This is a genomic window from Halomonas urmiana, assembly GCF_005780185.1.
GTDB classification, from domain to species: domain Bacteria; phylum Pseudomonadota; class Gammaproteobacteria; order Pseudomonadales; family Halomonadaceae; genus Halomonas; species Halomonas urmiana.
Genome location: NZ_VBUI01000004.1, coordinates 1 through 22,395, shown reverse-complemented (window position 1 = coordinate 22,395; position 22,395 = coordinate 1). Strand labels below are relative to the sequence as shown.

Here is a 22,395-nt window from a genome sequence, read left to right as displayed (position 1 = left end):
CAGCGCCCGCCTGGCACAGGAGTCCCAGATGAAACCCTTGCAAGGCATTACCGTCCTCGACCTGTCGCGCTTCCTGGCCGGCCCCTATTGCACGGCCATGCTTGCCGACCTGGGCGCCGAGGTGATCAAGGTCGAGACGCCTCATGGCGACGACAGTCGTCATATCGGTCCCTTCATCGACGGGGAGAGCGTCTACTTCGCGATGCTCAACCGGGGCAAGCGCAGCATCTGCCTGAACCTCAAGGAGGCCGATGACCTGGCACGGTTCCATGCACTATGTGCCGATGCCGATGTACTGGTGGAGAATTTCCGCCCCGGAGTGACGCGCCGCCTGGGCATAGACGAGGCTACCCTGCGCGATCGTCATCCCGCGCTGGTGTATTGCTCCATTTCCGGTTTCGGGCAGACCGGGCCCATGACCAGCAAGCCGGCCTACGACATCATCGCCCAGGCCATGTCCGGGATCATGGCCGCCACCGGGCCGGAAGGCGGGCCGCCGACCCGCGTCGGTGAGTCGCTTGGAGATGTGGCGGCCGGCATGTTTGCCAGCTGGTCGATCTGTGCCGCCCTGTTCCAGCGCGAGCGTGACGCGCAACGGGCCGGCTGCTACCTGGACGTGTCCATGCTGGACTGCCTCTTCTCCATGCAGGTCACCAACCTCGCGCAGTTGATGGCCCATGGCGAGGCGCCTCAGCCGGTGGGCAACCGGCACCCCCTGTCCGCCCCCTTCGACAGTTTCCAGGCCCGAAATGGCCAGGTCGTCATCGCCGTGGCCAACAACAGTCTGTTCGCCCGGCTGGCCGACTGCATGGGAGCTTCGGAGCTGGTCGACGACGAACGCTTCGCCACCGACGAGCGCCGTTGTGACCATCAGGCCGAGCTGAAGGCGCGGATCGAACGCTGGACCTGCGAACTGACGGTCGCCGAGGTCTGCGAGCGGCTCGATGCGGCCGGGGTCCCCGCCTCGCCGATCTGGGACATCAAGCAGGTGGCCGATTCCCCCCATGCCCGGGAGCGGGGCCTGCTCCAGCCCTCGGGGGCCGTGCGGTCGCCCGCTCAACCCGTCTTCTTCAATGGCCGCAGGGTCGCGACCGATGAACCGGCGCCGGCACTGGGCGCCCACAACGCAATGCTCGATGAGGAGAGCACCAATGCACTTTGATTTCACCGAAGACGAGCTGGCCTTTCAGGACGCCGCCCGTCGCGTGTCGGCCGACGTCCTCAAGGCCAATGCTGCCCGCTACGACGATACCCGCGATTTCTGCGCCGAGAGCCTGCGCGCCCTGGGCGAGCTTGGCTTCTGGAGCATGAACCTGCCATCCGAGTACGGCGGCGTCGACATCAGCAGCATCGGCATGTCCCTGGCGGTGGAGGAGATCGCATATCACTGTGCTGCCACCTGCTCGTCGTTGACGGCGCACTTTCTGGCCACCGACTCAGTACTGGTGGGAGGTACGGAAGAGCAGAAGCAGGCACTGCTGCCGCAGTGCGCCACCGGCGAGAAGCTCGGCGCCTTCGCCCTCACCGAACCCGGGGCGGGCTCGAACCCTGCCGAGATGCGGACCAAGGCCGTGCGCTGCGAGCAGGGTTGGCATATCACCGGCACCAAGCACTACATCACCAACGGCGCCTTCGCCGATTTCCTGGTCGTCTATGCCAAGACCGATGAAGACCTCGGTCACCGCGGCATCTCGGCCTTCCTGGTCGATCGCGACACCGCGGGCCTCGCGTTCTCCCAGCCCGAGAAGACACTGGGCCTGCGTGGCAGCCACATCTACGAGATCGGCATCGACTGTGTGGTGCCCGAGAGCGTCTTGCTGGGCAAGGAAGGCGCCGGATTCGCGACCGCCATGGAGGTCCTCGATCGGGGGCGTGTGGAAGTGGCGGCCATGAGCGTCGGCATCTCCCGGGCGGCCTACGACGACACCCTGGCCTGGTCCCAGGAGCGCGTGGTGAGCGGCAAGCCCTTGTGTCGGCACCAGGGCATCCAGTGGATGCTGGCCGAGATGCACACCCAGCTCGAGGCCGCAAAGCTGGTGACCTACAAGGCCGCCGCCGCCCGTGACTCCGGGCAGCGTTTCAGCCTCGAGTCGGCGGTGGCCAAGCTGTTCGCATCCGAGGCCGCCGCCAAGGTCACCGACCAGGCTGTGCAGATCCACGGCGGTTACGGCTACATCGGGGATCTGCCCATCGAGCGCTATTACCGGGACGCCCGGATCACGCGCATCTTCGAAGGCACCTCGGAGATCCAGAAGATCATCATCGGCCGTGCCATCACCGCCTGAGGCGTCACTGCAAGGAGTTCTCTCGATGAAAGTACTCGCCGCGGTCAAACGCGTCATCGACTACAACGTCAAGATCCGGGTCAAGCCGGACAACAGTGACGTCGATCTCACCAACGTCAAGATGGCCCTGAACCCCTTCTGCGAGATCGCCGTGGAGGAAGCGGTGCGCCTCAAGGAGAAGGGGGTGGCGAGCGAGATCGTCGCCGTCACCGTCGGCCCCAAGGCCGCCCAGGAGCAGCTGCGCACCGCGCTGGCGCTGGGCGCCGACCGTGCCATCCACGTCGAGACCGACGAGCGCGTCGAGTCGCTGGGCGCGGCCAAGGCCCTGGCCAGGCTGGTCGAGGAGGAGCAGCCCGGCCTGGTGATCCTCGGCAAGCAGGCCATCGACACCGACAACAACCAGACCGGCCAGATGCTCGCCGCGCTGACCGGCCTGCCCCAGGGCACCTTCGCCTCCGAGGTGAAGGTCGAGGGGGAGACGCTGCAGGTGACCCGCGAGATCGACGGCGGCCTGCAGACCGTCGAGCTGTCGCTGCCCGCCATCGTCACCACCGACCTGCGCCTTAACGAGCCGCGCTACGCCAAGCTGCCCGACATCATGAAGGCCAAGAAGAAGCCGATGGACGTCAAGAGCCCGGCGGAGCTCGGTATCGAGGTGGCCTCGAAGGTCAAGCTGCTCAAGGTCGAGCCGCCGGCCGAGCGCCAGGGCGGCGTCAAGGTGGGCTCGGTGGACGAGCTGGTCGACAAGCTGAAGAACGAAGCGAAGGTGATTTCATGAGCATCCTGGTCCTGGCCGAACATCACGACGGCGCCCTGGCCGGCGCCACCGCCCACGTGGTCGCGGCAGCGCAACAGATCGGCGGCGATATCGACGTACTGGTGGCAGGCGAAGGCGTCTCCGCCATCGCCGAGGCCGCCGCCAGGCTCGGCGGCGTCAGCAAGGTCCGCGTGGCCGACCATGCCGCCTATGCCCACCTGCTCGCCGAGCCCACCGCGGCGCTGATCGCGGAGCTCGCCGGTGACTACAGTCATGTGCTGGCCACAGCCTCCACCACCGGCAAGAACGTGCTGCCCCGGGTCGCCGCGCTCAAGGACGTGGCGCAGATCTCCGAGATCATCGCGGTGGAGAGCGCCGACACCTTCAAGCGGCCGATCTATGCCGGCAACGCCATCGCCACCGTGCAGAGCGAGGACGCGCTGAAGGTGATCACCGTGCGCGCCACCGGCTTCGATGCGGTGGGCGAGAGCGGCAGCGCGTCCATCGAGGCGGTCGACTTCGTCGCCGACAACACCCAGTCCACCTTCGTCAAGGAGGCGCTGGCCCAGTCCGACCGCCCCGAGCTGGGCGCGGCCAAGGTGGTGATCTCCGGCGGTCGCGGCATGGGCAGCGGCGACAACTTCACGCTGCTCGAGGGCATTGCCGACAAGCTGGGCGCGGCCATCGGCGCCTCACGGGCCGCGGTGGACGCCGGCTTCGTGCCCAACGACATGCAGGTGGGCCAGACCGGCAAGATCGTCGCCCCGGACCTCTACATCGCCGTGGGCATCAGTGGCGCCATCCAGCACCTGGCGGGCATGAAGGACTCCAAGGTGATCGTCGCCATCAACAAGGACGAGGAGGCGCCGATCTTCCAGGTCGCGGACTATGGTCTCGTGGCCGATCTCTTCGAGGCCGTACCCGAACTCGAACAACAACTATAGGCGAAAGCTCACGAGCTTATTGCCGGTTCCGGCATTTGCACCAGGTCGCGCCTTGTTGCCGAGTCTCTTGTCGCGACCTACTACCTGCCAATTGGAGAAACACAATGAACAAAATAGAAGTGGCTCAGCCCGGTGCCGCGGGTGCCCTGAAGGCAGTTGTCGGCAGCCTCATTGGACTCGGTATCTTCTTCGTTCCACTTCCGGTGGGGGAAGACGAGAGCAAGATACCACTGGTCATGATCATCGATTATGCCAAGGAGCTGCTCGGCGGTTCGATCGATTACCTCACGCTGGGCATAATCGGCCTTCTGTGCCTGACCTGGCTGGCATCCAGAACGTCCGGCAACGCCGCCCTACGTCGTTATCATCGCAAGGATGGGGTGATGAGTGGCCTGGCTTTTCTGCTGGCGGCCTTCTTTGCCACGCTGCTGGTGTTCGGTATCGGCCCCGACTGGCTGCTGCACGATGATGTGGGCGGTCTGGCCTTGTACCTCGGAGGCAGCGTCTTTCTCACCGTCACCATTGCCGGTTTCTTGGTGCTTTTCCTGACCGAGTTCGGTTTCCTGGAATTCATCGGCACCCTGATGGAGCCACTGATGCGCCCGCTGTACCGCCTGCCGGGACGCTCCGCCGTGGATGCCGTTGCCTCCTTCGTGGCCGCCCCGGCGGTGGGGATCTTCATCACCAACAAGCTGTACAAGGGGGGGTACTACACCGAGCGGGAGTCGGCCAGCATCGCGACCAACTTCAGTATCTGCAGCCTGGGTTTCTTCGCCTTGCTGGCCTCGATCGGCGGGATCATGGAGTATCTCCCCCACATGATCCTCGTCTCCTTTTTGATCAACTTCACCCTGGCCGCCGTCGTGGTACGCATTCCGCCGCTGTCCCGCAAGCAGGATCGTTACTATGAGGGGCGTGAACAGACCGCGGACGATCTGCGTGATGATGCGGAAGGCCATATCCTGGCACGCGCCTGTTCGGCGGCGGCTGCCCGGGCGGCGCAGACGCGCCCGGAGGCCCTGTATCAGGGCTTCTGGGAGGCCATCACCTTTGCCCAGAAGATCGTGGCTTTCATCCTGTCCATCGCCACCCTGGCCCTGTTGCTGGCCACCTATACACCGGTGTTCGACTACCTGGGCGTCGTGGTCGAACCGCTGATCCAGCTGATGCAGCTGCCGGATGCCGAGGCGATTGCACCTACGGTCCTGGTGTCCATCGCCGAAATCGCCTTGCCGGCCATCATCATCTCCGGTGCCGATGTCAGCCCCATGGCGATCTTCTTCGTCTGCACCCTGTCCACGGTTCAGATCATCTTCTTCACCGAGAGTGCCAACGCCATGCTGGAGTCTAGTATTCCGCTGTCCGTCAAGGATCTGGTGGTGATCTTCCTGGTCCGCACTCTGTTGGCTATCCCTCTGGTGGCGTTGGCCACGCATCTGATCTTCTGATTCAGGGCTTCATTGATGGCATGACGCGGAAGGGCAGTTCACCCTCCCGCGTCATTCACTACAAGAAGCAGAGGAAATGAGTGATGGCAACTGAGGTGATGGCATTCGATGGCTCTTCGACGTTGCGGATTGACCAACCAGGATCCTCCACTTATGACCCACTCTGCGGGGCTGCCGATAGCGTGAGCTCGATGGCATCCCGATTCGAAGGCTCGGCTACAGCTTAAACCGTTGTCCGGATATTGGGGTCCACTTTATCCTGCCGATTACCGAGAACTTCGCCCTCGAAGGCCTGCTGGGTGCTGCGTATGTCTCCACTGACTACGCAGGTGGCACCACTATCGTCGGCGTGCCGAACCCGTCCTACCCCGACGGCGTCCAGCTGAACGACGTGGACGAGTCCTACAGCGACGATGACTCCGGCTTCACTGCAACCTACGGCGTCGGCGCGACCTTCGCCTTCACCGACTCCCTGACCGGGTTTGCTCGCTATGAGCGCATTCACGACATCGATACCGCTGATCGCTGGGGCGGCATCGAGGCTGATACCGCATCCGCCGGCCTCCGCTATAATTTCTAAGGCCCTTGGCAGTCAGGCAGGCGGCCAGATCAGTATCGAAGCCCCGGAGCCCCGGGGCTTTCTGTTTATGCCGCGCATGCCGAGGGGCAAGGGCGGGTATATACTGCCCCTATTCAGCGGAGAAGTGTCATGCCTGACCAGGGGGAAGGGGTGTCGGATTCGCCATGGCGCGACCCACTCTTCGATGCAGATGTCCGCAAACGATATGACCCCGGGTCTGCCTCGGCGCTGTTGACGTCCGTGGGGCGGGTTGTACCCCGTCAGATGGATCTGGCGGCTCGACTGGAGGTTTCGCGAAGATACCTCTATCACATCAAGAAAGAAGAAGTCGATCCGGGGTGTGGAATGAGCTTTCCATAAATTTAAATTGTGCTTATGTTGAACATAAATATTTAAATTCCGGCCAATATTCTTGGCAGTCTTGGTTTTTTTTAAATGGGCTATTGATAGTATTAAAGGTTTTTAAGTTAAAGTTTCGGATGTTTAGCTCGTGCTGCGCATGGTTCCGGCGGTCATGTAATTTTCAGTAGTTTAGTGCTTCTAGGTGAGGTTTCCAGAAGTTCTAATTTTCTTGGTGATATGGTAACTTTAATTTATTTAACTTTTAATATTATAAGTTTTGTCTCTTTTTTTGAGCTGCAAGCATAAGGATTTTAATTATATTAAATTTAGCTAGGAAGGTGGCTAGGAAGGTGGCTAGGAGGGTGGCTAGGAAGGTGGCTAGGAGGGTGGCTAGGAGGGTGGCTAGGAGGGTGGCTAGGAAGGTGGCTAGGTGCACGAGTGCTCAAGCTTTGGTGAGATAGTCCCGGTAAGGTTCATATAGGTAGCCCTATTCTGTATATAGGACTATCTCTTCTCTGGTGCTTACTTTCTGCAGGCAACATCGTGGTGAAGATGGGATGTGCTTGCTATTCGTTTTTTCGATTTTCCGAGCTTGATGTGCTGGTTTCTCCCGCCCGCGACTGAGGTCCCCTATAGAGAGGTGGCACAATGATGAGCTGGACAGAGAAGCTATCTGTTATCTAATTTTTAAAGTTATTGTTAAGTGTATTATTGAAGAGTGGTGTCAGAACGAAAGCATGAAAAGCAGCCCTCTGCACTCGATTTTCTAGGCGCCAGATTTCCGCGAAGTTGTTTATTATGTCGTCAGGCTGTTCAGTGATCAGTCAGTTATAGTTTAAAAATTGGAGATTTCTATGAGGTCTGCTGAAGCGTCGATTGACGAACTTGTGGAAGAGGCTCTTTCGCGCTATCGCGCCGGGGACGATACAAAACTCATCGAGATGACTGAAAAGGTTGTTTTTCCTAGACTGATTCCAGTAGCTCCTGCGACGGCACGAAAATCACGTTGCACCGGTATTTTGCTAGGCCAACCTGCACCTAAATTTATTCGGCGTGGTCGTTCGATACGTTATCGCTTTCAGGATGTTCTTGATTGGTTAGAAGATGCGAATGTCTACAGTTCTACCTTGGAAGCAGATCTTAATCGCCGCAGTGAGTGACATTGTGGCGGGATGTCGAGATAGCGAATCTACATCTTTCACTTATTGAAAGTTCATTCAGCAAAGCCCTGCAACCGCTGCGGCTCTTGGCGCCAGCACGAATTTTATCAAACATCATAGTGGTTGAGAGTACCTTAATGATGGGGGGTAGCGCTGGCTACATGGTGTGCATGCCTTTCCGAGATCGTAAAAACGGAATGAGGGTGTATTCTCTCCGGGATGTATTACCGAGTGACCTAGTTGATTGGCGAATAGGTAAGAATTCTTGCAGTGTAGGTTGTTGCTTACATTGTGTGAATGAGATGTCTTCTTGTTCTAATATGCGAAATGACAAATGATGTAAGTGTGGTAGATCTTCTCTTGAGTTCATTTTCTGGCTCTATGGAGAAGGCCATGTATGGCAGGACCAAAGAAGGGTTCATCATGATTTTTCCCGGCCTACGCTATTGCCAAGTCGCTGCTGTCTTGGCTTATTCTATGTCTCCTCCAGTGATGGACACCACCAGCTTCCCACCTCTTACTACATAGGTTGAAAGGGGTGGGCACGCCTCCAACGTGTATAAGTACATTTTTTCTAGAATGCGCTGTCTTCTTCACGACGGAGCATATCACTAAGCTACTGATTAGCCTCCTAATTTAACATATGGCTTAAATAATCCGGTGTCTTCGCATATCATTAAGCGAATAATTTCAGCACTGGACCCCAAATGAGCGGACTTCTCAGCATCACCCTGCATCACTCGTTCATCATCGGCCGGCGATCCAAGTTCCCCTGCCATGGGCACAGCTATGTGCTGGGCACGAACGGCGCCGGCAAGACCTCGGCACTCAACCTGATCCCCATCTTCTACGGCAAGGATCCCGCTAGCCTGATGGTCCAGGCCGCCGACAAGAAGAATTTCAGCGACTACTACCTGCCCAACGAGCAGAGCATGATCGTCTTCGAGTACCAGCGCGGCGATGGGGCGGTCTGTTGCTCGGTGATGTACCGCAAGCCACAGGGCCAGTACGCCTATCGGTTTGTCGAGGGGGCGGCGGACGACACGCTGTTCCATCCGGACATGGAAGCGCACTACGAGCGAGGGGAGAGCGCCAACGACATCTTGCGCCAGCCGCTGCCCGACAGCGGGGTCAACGTCAGCAACCAGATCAACAGCGTGATGGACTACCGCTCCATCATTCAGAACGACCCCCAGTCGAGTGGCCGCCGGCGCCGCCGCAACAGCACACCGTTCAGCCGCGGCAACGAGGCGCGGCGGTTCTCGCTGGGCGACGGCATGGGAGGATGCAGCACATCGAGGCAATGACGGCGGTCGCCGCCAGCAAGGGGCGACTGCTGGAAAGCCTCAAGAACATGATTGTCGATACCATGCTGCAGGATCGTATCTCGATCGGCGAGCCCCCAACGCACCACAAGAACGTGGACCTATGGGCCGATCTCCAGAGCCTGCAGGAGTTCAAGAAGATCGTGCCGAAGCTGCGGGAGGGCCTGCAGTCCCACTATGCCCTGCAGGATAGCCGGGTGGCGCTGGTCTCCCATGAAGCGGCGATGCGCTCCGTGATCCAGGAGGCCCAGGCCAAGGCGGAGGAGGCCGACGAGGTTCGCGAGGGGAAGGAGCGGGAGCTCAAGGAACTGGAGGCGCGTCACGACGAGGAACGCCACCGGATCAACGGCGAAATCATCCGGCATCAGCAAGCTGTGGAGCTGGAAAGCAACCGCATCCAGGGCCTCGAGGACGATCTGGAGAAGTGGGAAGCCGAGGACATCGCGAGAAGCAAGGAGGGCGTGGCATCGATCCCGGATCTCCAGTCGCGCCTGACGGGGGCCGAGAAGGATCTGGAGGTGATGACCTCCAAGGTCGCCAACATCCAGGGCGAGTTCGACAAACGCAAGACGGATACCCAGCAGCAGTTCCGCCAGGATCAGACGCGCCTCCAGGGACGCTGGCAAGAGATCGCCACGCAGTTGAAGAACCTGATCGAGCGCCAGGGCGAGGAGCTCAGCGCCCTGCACAAGCGCCAGGCTCAGGACATCGAGTCGCTCGACCAGGAGGCCGGCGAGAAAGCGGACGAGCTGCAGGGGGCGATCAGCGATCTTCAGGACGAGCGGATGCGCAGTGCCTCCCCGCTGGAGGAGGAACAGGCGCAGCTCGATGATTCGGCCCGGGCGATCGAGAATGCGCAGACCGCGGTCACGAACGCCGAGGGGCTGCGGGATAATGCTCGGGATGACTTCGCCGCCCGCCAGAAAGAGCGAGGGGAAGCGGTCAGGGCGCATGAGGGCGCCGCCAGAACCTGGGAGATCAAAAAGTCCCAATTCGACGCTCTGACGCGCCAGCTATACCCCGAGGACGGGACGCTGCTGGCCTTCCTGCGTAACTCCGAACTCCCCTGGCATGACACGCTGGGCAAGGTGCTGGACCCGGCCCTGTTGGCACGCCGCGATCTGTCGCCGGCCCTGGCCGAGAACCCGAATCTGGAGCAGGTCTTCGGTATCACCCTTGAGCTCGATGATGTCAGTCGGCCGGATGCCGCCGAGCAGGAGGATGTTCTGCTGGCGCGGCTCGAGAAGTCCAAGGTGGCCGTTCGCAGCGCCAAGGAAGACGCCGAACGGCTGGAGGTCAAGGCGCAGCAAGCGTCGAGCGACCTGAAGAAGGCCGACCAGGCAAAGCAGATGGCCGAGAACCGCCTCGAGCAGGCGGAAGGTCGGCTGAGGCAGGCCAAGGCCAGCGATACCAGCCTGCGGCACCGGATAGGCGAGGAGCAGAAGGCTCGCGTCCTGGAGGTGGAAGAGCGGCTGGAGGTGGCACAAAAAGCCCTAACGAGCCATCAGAATGCCGCCAAGGCACTTCGCGACAATCGCAAGCGCGACCACGACGCGCAATACCAGCAGGCCATCGCGGATCATCAGCTCGACAAGGGGCGGCTCGAGGACGAACAGGCCTCCGTCGAGGCATCCCAGACTGACCTAAAGCACCGGGAAAAGGTGGCGCTCAAGAAGCTGGGTGACTGGCTGGAACAGGCCATGAGCGACGAAGGGGTGGATACGCGGGTGATCCGCGAGACCAGTGAGCTGGTGGACACCCTCAAGGACGACATCGCCGAGGCTGAGCGTCTGAGGCCGCGGGTGAGCGAGTACGATGCCTGGCTTCGCGATCAGTGGTCGCACAAGACGGCGTATGAGACGGCCTTGAGCAAAGCAGAGGGGATGCTGGCGCGTGAACAGAACGCCCTTGAGGCAGCCAAAACCGCCTACCGGGATGCCCACAAGACGCTGAATGCGGCCAGGGATGAGGCAGAGAGGAAGGTCAGGACGCTGAAGGCGGAGATCAGCGACGACACCCGACTGGCTGACACGGTCGCTCAGACCATCATGGAGATCCCGCTGCTGCCCACGACCGACGCGCCAGCAGGCGAGGTGACGGTGAGAGGGCGTGAGCAGCTCAACGATGAGCTGGCGCGTCTGCACGGTGTAGCGGAGCACCAGCGCCAGAACGTGCTTCAGAGTGCCCGGCGCTGCGGGACCATACTGGCGCAACACCCCGGCTCGAAGATATTCCAGAGCTGGCAGAACATGCGCGAAGACCGCCGCAGTCGCAGTCAGCACGAGGAGGGTACTCATGCCTTCACGCTGGAGCAGATGCAGGACCTGGAAGCGCTCCTCGAGCATCGTGTGCCGGAGATCGAGAAGGGTGTCATCGTCAACGTCCACGCGATCGGCTCTGAGCTCAGCGACTACCACGAGAGCCTCAAGACGCTGGATAGCAGCACCAAGAGCATCACGCGTCGCCTCGACAACCACCTGAACACCAGTCACGAGTTCACGGTGATCAGCGACGTCAGTCTGAAGGTCAAGTCGAAGATCCACGAGTTCGGCTTCTGGCGTGAGCTGGCCGACTTTGCCTCGGCCTGGGCTGATTGGGCGGTGACCGGGTTCACGGAGCTTCCGGGGGAAGCCCTGCTGCAGCGGCTGACCAACATCGATGGGCAGCTCAAGCACGCTCGAATGAGCACGCATGACCTCAGGAGCATGGTCGAGCTGGAGATCGAGTTCTTCGAGCAGGACAGGCGCGTGCCGATCCGCACCGACAACGACCTCAACGCCTCGGGCAGTCAGGGTATCTCGCGTCTGGCCATCCTGGTGCTGTTCAGTGCGCTGGCTCGTTACCTGTGTCCCGATGAGCGGGTAAATATTACCTGGCCCATCGATGAGCTGGGGGAGCTGGCGCCGGAAAACAGCGTGAAGCTGTTCCGCATGATGGACGACCGCAACATCTCGCTCTTCTGTGCGGAGCCGCGCATCACCACAGACCTGCTGCGCTACTTCGAGAACAAGGTGTTGCTCGACAAGCGCAAGGGGGTGATGAGCATGGTGCCCAAGGAGAGCAACACGCATAACCCGCTGCTGGCCGGCCTGGTGAATCGCGCTGCACCGGAGGCGCCAGCCCCGTCGCCCGAGACTGAGGAAGTCCTCGACACACATGAGGCTGTGGCGGATAGCCAGAGCATGACGCAGGAGTCCACCGATGAGCACTGATCCCCTGTTTCGCGCCACGATGGAGCACCTGCTGCAGGGCGGCGTGGTGTGCTCGGTGGCCACGCCCGAGATCCACAACTACCTGGCCTCGACCGCGAATCAGGAGCAGGTTAGCGCCTACCTGTCACCGCTGGGTCGCGGGCTGGCGCAGACCCGCGACATGGTCAGCTTCTACGCGGTCTACCTCGACACCGACGATGCCAGCACGCGCCGCATCCTGCGCCACCAGTTCGACGACCTGACCAACAACTGGGAAGCCATGATTCGCTGGCTGCGGATGTCGCGCTCCACCTCGGAGCAGCATCATCCGATCGTGGCCATGGATGTGATCAGCGAGAGTGAATGGCTCAAGGCCATTGAGTCGTCGAGTGCACTGCAGGACGAGCTAGAGGTGATTGCCACCAAGTTTGGGCTGCGCGGCAAGGTGCGCGATCCCCGGCAGCGGCTGCGCCACCTGCTGGAGAAGCTGGACAAGATGGGGTATCTGGAGCCTATCGGTACCTCGGGGTCGATGTACCAAGCCACGGGCAAGTGGTCGCTGCTGCGTGACCTCATGGAGTGGGTGCGCCAGCAGGAGGGCATCGAGGCGGCCGAGCGCGAGGAAGAGGAGGAGCTGAGCCAGGACCAGGAGGACCTTTTCCATGGCGCGCCATGACGATGCACAGAAGGCCCTGTGGGCGCTGTACCACCACGCCCAGTTGCTGGCCGATGCCTGCCTGGAGAACCGAGGTGCGATCCCTGAGACGGCCGAGAATCAGCAGGCCATCGAGCAGCTGCGCAAGCACCGCCTGATCTTCGACCTCGATGAGGACCGGCCCTACAGCCAGGTCTCCCGGGTGGTCAGCGATCTCATGCACCACGTCACGCAGAGCTACCAGCGCCAGGTGTCGAACGCTGATGTCAGTGGGTTGGTGGAAGAGCTGGAACATATCGCGAGTGCCTACGCCGCGGCGACGCGCACCGGGGCGCAGGCGGACAGGGAACTGCGTGAGGCCCAGGCCCAGGAATTGGTGGCCAACCTGATCGATACCCTGCGGCAGATCACACAGCAGTTCACCGGCTATATCCACCACCAGTTCAGCATGGTCACCGACCTGGATCAGCGCATCCTCGAGAACAAGCGGGCGATCACCAAGGCTCAGGACCTCAACCGGCTCTTCGATACCCTGACGCCGAACTATCTCGCAGGGCTGGCCGGCGCCAGTGACACGCTGCAGTACCTGTTGATGAAGGTCTTGCGGCGGAACCTCGACCGGATGCGCGGCGATCTGGTGGATGCCACTCATGGGCTCCGGGAGAACCTGGCCAAGCTCGAGAAGGACCTCGATACCCGGCGTTACAGCAGTCTCATCGATGTCTTCCTGACCCACTATGAGCGAAACCCCGGGTACACGCCGGACCCATCGCTGGTGGAGGGCGCGGTCAATATCCCGGATGTCTGCGCCACCGTGGCGCCCATGGATCTGCGCGCCACCGCGAACATCGAAGACGCTTCGCAGGCTCACTCCCTGGAGGAGATCGTTTCGGGGGTGCTGCGCCAGAAAGCGGCAAGCCTGAACGAGGAGGGCGAGGACACCCAGGCCCCGACGAAGGTGACAGACAGCCGCAACGACATCGTGGAGGAGCCCCAAGACCCCTTCGATACGGCGCTGGACAACCTATTCGAGGCCCTGCCGCATCTGCTCGAGGTAGGGCCGACCTCCGCACTGGAGGCCTATCGCTTGTTGGATGTCGAGCACCCGGAGGAAGTGTGGCTCCTGGCGGTCCTGCAGCGCCTGCAGACCCTCATGGCCGACAGGGCGCCGGTACCACCCTTCGAGCTCCAGGCCCACGAGGTGGAGCGCTACTCGGGCAACATCGAGGTCAGCGATATCGTGTTCCGCAAGGAGGAGGATGCATGCGCCGCATGACTGCCAGCGTGCAGAAGGTATTGAGGTCCCAGCGGGAAACCGTGGGCTGGTCGAATAGCTGGGCTCAGCTGCACGAGGAGCTGGGTGTCGGTACTTGGGTGGGTAAAACCCTGCACCTGACGGAGCGTGATCGCGACGTGCTGGAGAAGGCCTTCGAGCGTGAGATGGGAGAAGACCTGCGAACTCTCGACATGCAGCAGGACCGTATCGGCATGGCCGGCGATGTGCGTAATGAAAAGCTCTCCGGCCAGCCGGCGCTGGGCAGTCTGCAGCGGGTTGCCATGCCGGGTGGGTCGGTCGTGGTGACGGGTGATGACGGCGTTGCTGTGCGGGTGCCCACGCCGTCAGGGACCGTGCTGTCGGTGGAGACTTCCCGGCTGGCGCTGGATCCGGAGGTCTGCCGGCGCGTCATGATCATCGAGAACGGGGCGGTGATAAATCGGTGGTGGGACTTGCTGGCGCTGCTGCCGGCCGAGTGGCGCCACGAGACGCTGTTCTGCTACCGCGGCCATGATCAGGCCCAGGGCGCACTCAATGCCTGGATTAAGTCGCTGCCCGAGGATATTGAGGTCGGGTATTGCGGGGACTATGACGCTGGGGGCGTCTCCATCGCGGTCAATACGTTCCTACCGCTCGTGGGTGGTGAGAGGTTTTGGATGCTGGCGCCAGAGCCGTCAGTGGTCATGCCGAAGAACGCCAACAAGCCGTCCGTCTACCTCGACCAGCTGCCGATGCTGCAGACCCTGGAGCGGAGTTCCGCCAGTTCCGGTGTGCAAGCGCATCTATGCCGACTGCGCCAGCAGCAGTTAGCCGTCACGCAAGAGGCCATGATGGCTTTTGGCATCTCCTTGGACGCTTTTCGAATCTAGCAGCTCGCCGTCGACTCGCCTCTTACCCGTTTCAAGATTGCTAGCCTGACCAAGAGACGATCAAGAAAACCACCAGCGCCACCAGGCCGCGCAGAACATACCTACTGCTATGGACGCCAGCGGACTTCTCAACCCTATAGCCACAGCACCGGCGGCAACAGCGGCAAGTCGCGTACCACCATCACCATGCACGACCATAGGGGTTATCACCGCGATGAGAACAGAACTCGACATGGCATCGACGAAGCGCCGTACGTAGGGGCCTAGCGGCACATGTGACATGACCAGTAGTCCCAATACCCTGGACCCATAGGCAATCACTACCATCAGCATGATCGCCAACAACGATTGCCATACCAACGATGAACTCATGAGGCACTCGTCCCAAACCAGCGCCCCGGCAACAGCACGGCTACCATCCCACCAGTCAAGGCGCCGACCATCACATGCAGATACGGTGGCAACCACCAGTACGCCATCAAGGCACTGACTGCCGCTGCCAGCCAAGGCAGGGCCATCACCGCACGGGGATTTCCACCGACCACGATCATCAATAGAAAGCACAGCATGATCACGTCAAGACCGAAACGTTCCGGCTCCGTGATCCCGCCACCAAAGGCCAACCCTATGGCAGTCCCCACCACCCAGGCACTCCAAAGCGCAATTCCTCCTCCCAGCAGTATGCCGAGGTTGCGCTCCCCTCGATGATACTCCCCCAGTGCCATCGCCCAGCTAGAGTCAGTCAGCAGGATCACCATTGCGAATTGCTGCCGCCGGGGCAGCGGCTTGAGCCATGGATAGAGCGCTGCACTCATCAGCATATGCCGGGTATGAATCGCCAGGGTGATCGCTGCCAGTGCCAGCAAAGGCAGAGGCGACCGCCACAGCTCCAAGGCCGCAAACTGCGATGGAGCGGCGAATACGAAGAGACTCATCAGCATCGCTTCCCAATCAGCCAGTCCCCGATGCACGGCCGCTACACCGAAGGCCAAGCCAAACGCTACCGTGAATGCGGCCAACGGCAGCATCATGCGGATCCCACGCCAAGTTCCAGAAAGGTCCAGGTGTGCGTGATTATCCTTTAAGATCATGATGATAGGGTTCCCTGTGCCGCATGTTCACGATAAAAACAAACAGACCTGCTTGTTTTTTTGCTGTCTAGAGTCTAGGTTGAATCAAGCGCATTCGCCATCCGGCGCTGTGCCATCCAGATGACACAACACAATAGCAACAAGCTGCCGATCATCCCGGCCTGGAGAACAACATGAATTTTGCCCGCAATACGCTGACACTAGCTGTCGCTGCTCTGGCGCTCCCTGTATACGCCACTTCAGCGCAAGCCTCGACCTCATTCATTGCCAATTCGTTCTACGACCAACAGCACCCTTTCTCCCGCTATGGCTACATCGAGTGGGCTGAGACGGTCGAGGAGCTGTCAAACGGTGACCTCCAGCCTGAGGTCTATACCGGTACCGTGCTGCTGGCACCACGGGCCAATCTGCAGGGTATCCAGGATAACGTCGTTCAAGTCGCGCACCATGCTGCCATCTACACACCTTCCGAAATGCCGGTGGCAAATGCCGTTCAGGAACTGGGGTTTAACTACTCTGATCCGCTGATCGCTGCTCTCGCAGTCACAGACTTTAGTGTCAATAATCCTACTCAGCTTGCCGAGTGGGAAGAGTTGAATATTGTATATCTCGGCGCTTACACCACCCCGCCATATGTCTTGATGTGTCGTGAACCAGTTCGTACCCTTGACGAGCTACGTGGTAAACGCATCCGGACGGCCGGCTCCACCGTTTCGGCATGGGTTGAAGAAGCGGGCGGCACCCCGGTCAACGTTCCTTCCAGCGAGATGTATAGCGGTCTCGACCGTGGCTCACTGGATTGTGCAACCAATGCAGTCAATGACCTGGTCGATCGATCGCTGTGGGAAGTCGCCGAGCACACAACCCTCCTGCCGACTGGAATGTATTGGTCAGGCCCTCAATGGGGCTTTAACTCAGGCTTCTGGAACAGTCTCAGTGACGAGCATCGCGATGTATTCAAAGAAGCGAGTGCTAAAGCCATGACACGCATGATTGTCCAGTACCTTGGTGCTGCAGATGCTGCGATGGAAGAGGCTAAAGAGCAAGGAAATAACATTTACGAGCCTGGTGACGATCTGATGGCTTCTGTGGAATCTTTCCGAGATGAAGCCCTCGCGAATGTCTACGATAAGGCACGTGATGAATATGGCGTCGAGGACCCGGATGCCCTGATCGACGGCTTCCTGGCCACCTATGAAAAGTGGGAAGACTTGATCAGCAACGTCGATCGTGAAGACGAAGAAGCCCTGGCTGAACTGGTGATGGAAGAAATATATAATAAACTTCCCGAAGACTACGGGATTTATTAACTCCATCACGACCAAGGCCGCCTCAGTGAGGCGGCCACGGAAAGATAGGGGGCGCTATGATCAAGCGAAAAAACCAAGAAGAAAAATCACGCCAGACTCAAGCCCGAATCACGCAGGCGACCATCGAGTGCATTCTGGAAAAGGGTATTCGTGCCACTTCAACTGTTGACGTTGCACACCAGGCAGGAGTCTCACGTGGCGCCTTGGTGCATCACTACCCGTCTAAGACATCATTGATGCAAGCCGCCCTGGAAGATCTTCTTAATCGCGAAGTCGGAAGCGTTCGGGACATGGCTATAAGGGTCAAAGCTGGTGAATTAAACTTCGACAGCTTGCTAAAGGCGCTGCATGAACATTTTAAAGGTGACATGTATATGGTGACCCTTGAATATCTCACCAATGCGCGCACCGACCCTGCCATTATGGAGGTTCTGGTACCACTGGCGGCAAAGTTCAATGATTCATTGGAGAAAATCTGGGAACAGTTGGTTGTCAGTTCCGAGCACAGCTCACATGAGAAACGGGTAGCTCTAAACGCTACATTGTGCATGATGCGAGGCATGGGGGCACAGAGCATATGGCGTAATGACCCCGAACTCTATCGTGACATGCTGGTGTTCTGGAAGCAGACCCTGCTTGAATTGGGGTTTTCCGCCACGGATAATAACAGGAGAGAGCTGGCATGATAACCAGGACCTTCGAGACCCTGACTGAATGGGTGGCTAAGAGTGCCTTGGTGCTTGCGGCGATGTTCCTTGTGCTTATGGCGCTACATGTCTCACTCGACGTGGGGTTGCGATATATATATGGAAAATCTTTTCCCGGAACCCTAGAGGTTGTCTCTTTCTACTATATGGTCGCCGTAGTATTCCTGCCGCTAGCCTATGTCGAACTCCAGCAGGAACACATCAGCGTCGACGTACTTGTCGGAAGACTTCCTCATTCATTACAACTAGCGCTTTACCTGTTCGCTGGGACACTCGGTCTGATTTATTTCGGCATGCTTTGCTACCAGAGTTATCTGGATGCATTGCGCGCTACGCTACGACTGGAAACCGCCATGGCCAATTTCAATTTCTACCTGTGGCCTAGCCGCTGGGCGCTGCCGGTTGGCTTTGCGGCCATGTTCCTGGCCATCCTCGCCAATATGATCAAGGCGCTGCGACTACGCCAAGCCCCGTAGGAGTTTCCTAATGAGTAACCTTGAGATAGGCGTGGCAGGCATTGCCATTGCCTTGACCCTGATCGCCCTGCGCGTACCCATTGGCATCGCTCTCGGTCTGGTGTCGATTATCGGCATCAGTGAAATGACCAGCATGCGTGTGGCCTGGGGAATGATTTCCGCGACACCGTTCGACTTTGCTGGTACCTGGGAGTTGACTGCTGCACCGATGTTCCTGTTCATGGGTTATCTGTGTACCACTACCCACATGACCCAAGGTCTGTTCCATGCCATGCGTCTCTACCTAGCACGGCTGCCCGGCGGATTAGCCGTCTCGAGTGTGATGGCTTCGGCCTTCTTCGCTGCAGCCTCCGGCTCTAGCGTTGCCACTTCGGCGGCCATGTCGCGCATCGCTGTCCCCGAGATGCTCAAGCACAACTACGACAAGGGCCTGGCTACAGGAACCGTGGCGGCTTCAGGAACTCTAGGCTCTCTGATTCCTCCTAGCGTTCTGCTAGTGCTCTATGGTGTCTACGCTCAGGTCTCGGTGGGCCAGCTGTTCATGGCTGGCTTCATTCCCGGGGTGCTCTCGGCGCTGCTCTACATTGCTATGATCATGGTGCGGACCAAGCTTAATCCAAGCCTGGCCGGCGACGCTGATGTGCGCTCAACCTGGGATGAAAAGTGGGATGCCTTTAAGAATATCTGGCCGCTGCCGTTGCTGATCGGTTCGGTTCTGGGCGGCATCTTCCTGGGCATTTTCTCGCCCACCGAGGCCGGGGCTGTGGGTACCACTATTGCCGCCTTGATTGCCTTTGCCCGACGCACCCTGACCAGTGCCGCACTGAGGGAAGCCCTTATACGGACCGCGGTGAGCACCGCAAGCATCTTCATCATCCTCATCGGGTCGCTTTTCTTCACTCGCTTTTTGGCGATGAGTGGTGTACCCGCTGCCTTCTCCGAGCTGATTCTCGGGGTTAGCACGGAGACGTGGTGGATCATTCTCGCTGTGGCACTGATCTACCTCGTGCTGGGTATGTTCATCGACTCCATCGGCCTGCTGCTGCTCACCCTGCCGCTGATCCTGCCGTTGGTACAAGGTGCAGACCTCAACTTGGTGTGGTTCGGCATCATCGTCGTCAAGCTGCTCGAAGTGGGCTTGGTAACCCCACCGATCGGACTCAATGTCTATGTCATCAAGGGCGCGCTGGGCAAAAGTGTAACCCTTTCCGAAGTCTTCAGGGGCGTAAGCTGGTTCATCGTCATGGACGTTGTCGCCCTGTTGCTGATCGTGCTGATCCCAGCACTGTCACTCTACCTCCCGCAGAAAATGTTCTAATGCACTGCTGAAAACTCACAAGGAATTCCAATGACAACGACACGCTTCATCAACGCCAACGTCATCGATACTCGTAACGGCAAGGTGCTAGCCGACCAGCAGGTTCGAGTGAAGGATGGTCGCATTGCCGCCGTCAGTGACTCGCCACTAGACGGTCAAGACGACCAGGTAATAGATGTCCAGGGCCAGTTCCTGATGCCCGGCCTGGTTGACTCCCATGTGCATGTTACAGCCATTACGCCCAACTTTGCCCTGCTCGAGACGCTCTCTCCTTTCTACGTCGGCGCCAAGTCCAGCGAGCTGCTCGAAGCCATGCTGATGCGCGGTTTTACCACTGTACGCGACGCCGGAGGTGCAGACCACGGCCTGGCCAATGCCGTTGACGAGGGCAGTCTGATTGGACCGCGCATCTTGTATGCAGGCAATGCTCTCTCCCAGACCGGGGGCCACGCGGACATGCGCGGCCCCGGGCAGAACACCTTTGAAGGCTGCTTCTGCTGCTCCGGTTTGGGAAGGGTCTGCGACGGAGTCAGCGAAGTCCGCCGGGCCGCCCGTGACGAAATCCGGAAGGGTGCTACACAGATCAAGATCATGGCTTCGGGCGGCGTCTCATCGCCCACTGATCGCATCGATAGCACCCAGTTTTCTCTTGAGGAAATCGACGCCATCGTAGAGGAAGCTACTGCTGCCAACATCTACACTATGGCCCATGCTTATACGGCACGCGCCATCAATCGGTTAATTCCCCGAGGTGTCAAGACCATCGAGCATGGCAACTTGATGGATGAGGAGAGTTGCCGGTTGTTCCTCAAGCATGATGCCTATTTGGTGCCAACCCTCTCGACTTATGACGCCTTGGCCAAGGAAGGCGTTGAGGCCGGTATGGCCGAGCATCTACAACGCAAGGTTTTTGATGTACTCGACGCTGGTGGAAAAGCGCTTGAAATGGCCCAGCAGCATGGTGTCAAGATGCTCTACGGTTCCGACCTGCTAGGCCGTATGCAGCGTCATCAGCTCAACGAATTTCACCTGCGCAAAGATGTGGTGCCTAACGATGAGTTGATCCGTGCTGCTACCAGCAATGCTGCCGACGCCTATAGCCAGACTGGCGATTTTGGCGAAGTCATTCCAGGCGCAAGAGGCGATATCATCGTGCTCAAGGATAACCCATTGGATGATGTCACTGTTCTTACAAAGCCGGATGAACAGCTGATGCTCATTATGAAAGCTGGCATGTTGTATAAAAACACACTGTAGTTGGCTTTTTGAGGCATGCTGAAGAGGCCGACATATGGCCTCTTTAGCATGACGATTGGTAACGGCATTAGCGCCTGAGCATCAGTTAGTGCCATAACGTTGCGTTCAGAGTAGAAAAGGGAATCGGCTGTGAAATAAGAATGTCTTCACCCGCACGGGGCTGATGCCCCATCTATTGAGGAACTGCAATCAGCCTGTCTCTTTGATCGCTTCAGGTTGCAGTTTCCTTTTACCGCAAAGATACCCTCGTCTTCCTTACATCATGCTCGCTCCTTGGGGCAACATCAGAACTGGGTATCGAACAGGTAGTCTCCCGTGTGCTCGCCTTGAAGGGGGCACTGATGCAAATCAGGCAAGCCAGTATCAGCACGATGCCAGCCCACCCCATCGTTGTCAGGCGTTCACCGACGATAGCTACGGCCAGTACGGCTGCGACTACAGGTTCGAAGAGGGTGATCGTCGTGGCGGTGCTGGCAGGAATGCGTGACAGACCGTGCCCGAAGCAGAGATACCCCAACAACATCGGTACCAGGGCCATGTACAGCCCCACCGACGCATTCCCCCACGAAGCCAGCAGCGGTGCACCGGTGATAAACAGCACCGGCATCAGCATCAGGCCGCCCAGCCCGAAGGTGGCCCCCATGGCGGCTCGGGGAGCGATGCCACCTTGCATCAGGCGACGAGCCGTCCACGAATAGAGGGCATAGCTGAGACCGGCCAGCAAGCCCAGCAAAACCCCAGGGACGACACCTGAACCGGTCCCCGTAGGCACATGGCCGCTTCCCTCGGCCAGGCATAGCAGTAGCACGCCGGCCAGCCCGAGCCCGGCGCCGATCGCCCAGCGCCTGGTGAGCCGCAGTCCATCCAGGCGATACTCGATCAGCGCCGAAAGGAGGGGAGCGGAGCCAATGGAAACCACCGTGCCCATGGTCACACCGGCCAGGCGCATGGAGGCATAGAACGCCAGCGGATAGATCGCCACGGCGACGGCGCCCAGGAATAGGCATCGCCATTGATCTCGCAGCAAGCCTGCGTGGCGATGAATCCGCCTGGCGGATAGCAAGGCCTGCATCAGGCCACCACCACCCATTGCCACGGCTCCGATCGCTATGGCGCTGACGTCAGGGGCGAAGGTCGCTGCGGTGCCGGTGGTCCCCCACAGGATGGCGGCAATTAGAACTGCCGCAACTCCCAGCAGACGCTCGTTGGCTGTCGAGTTCATCATGATTTCAGCATTGCAGCCGCTATGACACGGGCCTGTTGCAAGCAGTCGCTGCGCCCCTCCAGACCAGCACGCACCATGGCCCCCTCAAGTAAGAAGGCGAGATGAAGTGGTCCAATTGGAGCGGACACCCCGATAAGCCTCATAATGGAGGCAATGGAGGTGTTCATGACCAAGAAGAC

The 22,395-nt window shown here is 59.5% G+C and carries 20 protein-coding genes and 1 pseudogene; 17 read left to right on the top strand and 4 right to left on the bottom strand.

All coding sequences use genetic code 11. The features are described 5' to 3' along the window. The first annotated feature begins 28 nt into the window (after positions 1-28). From FEI13_RS03375 to FEI13_RS03315, 12 genes are all read left to right on the top strand, one after another. Positions 29-1,162: a CaiB/BaiF CoA transferase family protein gene (locus tag FEI13_RS03375; RefSeq protein WP_204758340.1), complete on the top strand. Its 1,134-nt coding sequence runs from the start codon at positions 29-31 to the stop codon at positions 1,160-1,162. Beyond that, positions 1,152-2,285 (top strand): acyl-CoA dehydrogenase family protein, encoded by a 1,134-nt coding sequence (locus FEI13_RS03370; RefSeq protein WP_138179543.1) that lies wholly within the window; start codon positions 1,152-1,154, stop codon positions 2,283-2,285. Before FEI13_RS03375 ends, FEI13_RS03370 begins: the two co-directional genes overlap by 11 nt. Positions 2,286-2,310: 25 nt before the next feature. Next, positions 2,311-3,063: an electron transfer flavoprotein subunit beta/FixA family protein gene (locus FEI13_RS03365; RefSeq protein ID WP_138179541.1), complete on the top strand. Its 753-nt coding sequence runs from the start codon at positions 2,311-2,313 to the stop codon at positions 3,061-3,063. After that, the gene (locus tag FEI13_RS03360; RefSeq protein ID WP_138179539.1) at positions 3,060-3,986 is read left to right on the top strand and encodes an electron transfer flavoprotein subunit alpha/FixB family protein; all 927 of its coding nucleotides are present in this window, start codon (positions 3,060-3,062) and stop codon (positions 3,984-3,986) included. The genes FEI13_RS03365 and FEI13_RS03360 overlap by 4 nt, the downstream gene beginning before the upstream one ends. A gap of 104 nt (positions 3,987-4,090) precedes the next feature. After that, entirely contained in the window at positions 4,091-5,434 is a 1,344-nt protein-coding gene (locus FEI13_RS03355) for a YjiH family protein (RefSeq protein WP_138179537.1), read from the top strand. Positions 5,435-5,630: 196 nt separating this feature from the next. Then, on the top strand, positions 5,631-6,014 hold the full coding sequence (locus tag FEI13_RS03350) for an outer membrane protein (RefSeq protein ID WP_138179535.1): 384 nt from the start codon (positions 5,631-5,633) through the stop codon (positions 6,012-6,014). A gap of 1,196 nt (positions 6,015-7,210) precedes the next feature. Further along, positions 7,211-7,516 carry a hypothetical protein gene (locus tag FEI13_RS03340; protein ID WP_138179533.1) on the top strand — a complete coding sequence of 102 codons (306 nt, stop codon included), beginning with the start codon at positions 7,211-7,213 and terminating at the stop codon, positions 7,514-7,516. A 707-nt stretch (positions 7,517-8,223) separates the two neighbouring features. Then, entirely contained in the window at positions 8,224-8,823 is a 600-nt protein-coding gene (locus tag FEI13_RS19605; RefSeq protein WP_138179532.1) for an ATP-binding protein, read from the top strand. Further along, complete coding sequence (locus tag FEI13_RS03330) at positions 8,802-12,053, top strand: ATP-binding protein (protein ID WP_138179530.1); 3,252 nt, start codon at positions 8,802-8,804, stop codon at positions 12,051-12,053. The genes FEI13_RS19605 and FEI13_RS03330 overlap by 22 nt, the downstream gene beginning before the upstream one ends. Next, complete coding sequence (locus FEI13_RS03325; protein WP_138179528.1) at positions 12,043-12,708, top strand: hypothetical protein; 666 nt, start codon at positions 12,043-12,045, stop codon at positions 12,706-12,708. Before FEI13_RS03330 ends, FEI13_RS03325 begins: the two co-directional genes overlap by 11 nt. Continuing rightward, a complete protein-coding gene (locus tag FEI13_RS03320; protein WP_138179526.1) occupies positions 12,695-13,963 on the top strand; it encodes a hypothetical protein in 1,269 nt (422 codons plus the stop codon). The genes FEI13_RS03325 and FEI13_RS03320 overlap by 14 nt, the downstream gene beginning before the upstream one ends. Further along, entirely contained in the window at positions 13,951-14,832 is an 882-nt protein-coding gene (locus FEI13_RS03315; RefSeq protein WP_138179524.1) for a DUF7281 domain-containing protein, read from the top strand. Before FEI13_RS03320 ends, FEI13_RS03315 begins: the two co-directional genes overlap by 13 nt. 60 nt (positions 14,833-14,892) lie before the next feature. Here the strand turns inward: FEI13_RS03315 and FEI13_RS03310 are convergent, their stop codons facing one another. Together FEI13_RS03310 and FEI13_RS03305 are read right to left on the bottom strand one after the other, a co-directional pair. Further along, the gene (locus tag FEI13_RS03310) at positions 14,893-15,204 is read right to left on the bottom strand and encodes an AzlD domain-containing protein (protein WP_138179522.1); all 312 of its coding nucleotides are present in this window, start codon (positions 15,202-15,204) and stop codon (positions 14,893-14,895) included. Beyond that, complete coding sequence (locus tag FEI13_RS03305; RefSeq protein ID WP_138179520.1) at positions 15,201-15,923, bottom strand: AzlC family ABC transporter permease; 723 nt, start codon at positions 15,921-15,923, stop codon at positions 15,201-15,203. Before FEI13_RS03305 ends, FEI13_RS03310 begins: the two co-directional genes overlap by 4 nt. A 173-nt stretch (positions 15,924-16,096) precedes the next feature. On the opposite strand from FEI13_RS03305, the gene FEI13_RS03300 reads away from it, so the two are divergent. Genes FEI13_RS03300 through FEI13_RS03280 form a run of 5 tightly spaced genes read left to right on the top strand, consistent with a single transcriptional unit; the run spans position 16,097 to position 20,991 of the window. Continuing rightward, positions 16,097-17,233, top strand: a complete 1,137-nt coding sequence (locus FEI13_RS03300) for a C4-dicarboxylate TRAP transporter substrate-binding protein (RefSeq protein WP_138179518.1) — start codon at positions 16,097-16,099, stop codon at positions 17,231-17,233. A 56-nt stretch (positions 17,234-17,289) separates the two neighbouring features. Beyond that, positions 17,290-17,919, top strand: a complete 630-nt coding sequence (locus FEI13_RS03295) for a TetR/AcrR family transcriptional regulator (RefSeq protein WP_138179516.1) — start codon at positions 17,290-17,292, stop codon at positions 17,917-17,919. Further along, positions 17,916-18,416, top strand: coding sequence for a TRAP transporter small permease (locus tag FEI13_RS03290; RefSeq protein ID WP_138179514.1), 501 nt, complete (start codon positions 17,916-17,918; stop codon positions 18,414-18,416). The genes FEI13_RS03295 and FEI13_RS03290 overlap by 4 nt, the downstream gene beginning before the upstream one ends. Before the next feature lie 10 nt (positions 18,417-18,426). Then, complete coding sequence (locus FEI13_RS03285) at positions 18,427-19,734, top strand: TRAP transporter large permease (protein ID WP_138179512.1); 1,308 nt, start codon at positions 18,427-18,429, stop codon at positions 19,732-19,734. A gap of 30 nt (positions 19,735-19,764) precedes the next feature. Next, on the top strand, positions 19,765-20,991 hold the full coding sequence (locus tag FEI13_RS03280) for a metal-dependent hydrolase family protein (protein WP_138179510.1): 1,227 nt from the start codon (positions 19,765-19,767) through the stop codon (positions 20,989-20,991). Between the two features lie 229 nt (positions 20,992-21,220). Here the strand turns inward: FEI13_RS03280 and FEI13_RS03275 are convergent, their stop codons facing one another. After that, positions 21,221-22,216 carry a DMT family transporter gene (locus FEI13_RS03275; RefSeq protein WP_240036408.1) on the bottom strand — a complete coding sequence of 332 codons (996 nt, stop codon included), beginning with the start codon at positions 22,214-22,216 and terminating at the stop codon, positions 21,221-21,223. Continuing rightward, positions 22,213-22,395 (bottom strand): annotated as a pseudogene (locus FEI13_RS19240) (hypothetical protein); the annotation flags it as partial. The pseudogene FEI13_RS19240 and the gene FEI13_RS03275, both read right to left, overlap by 4 nt.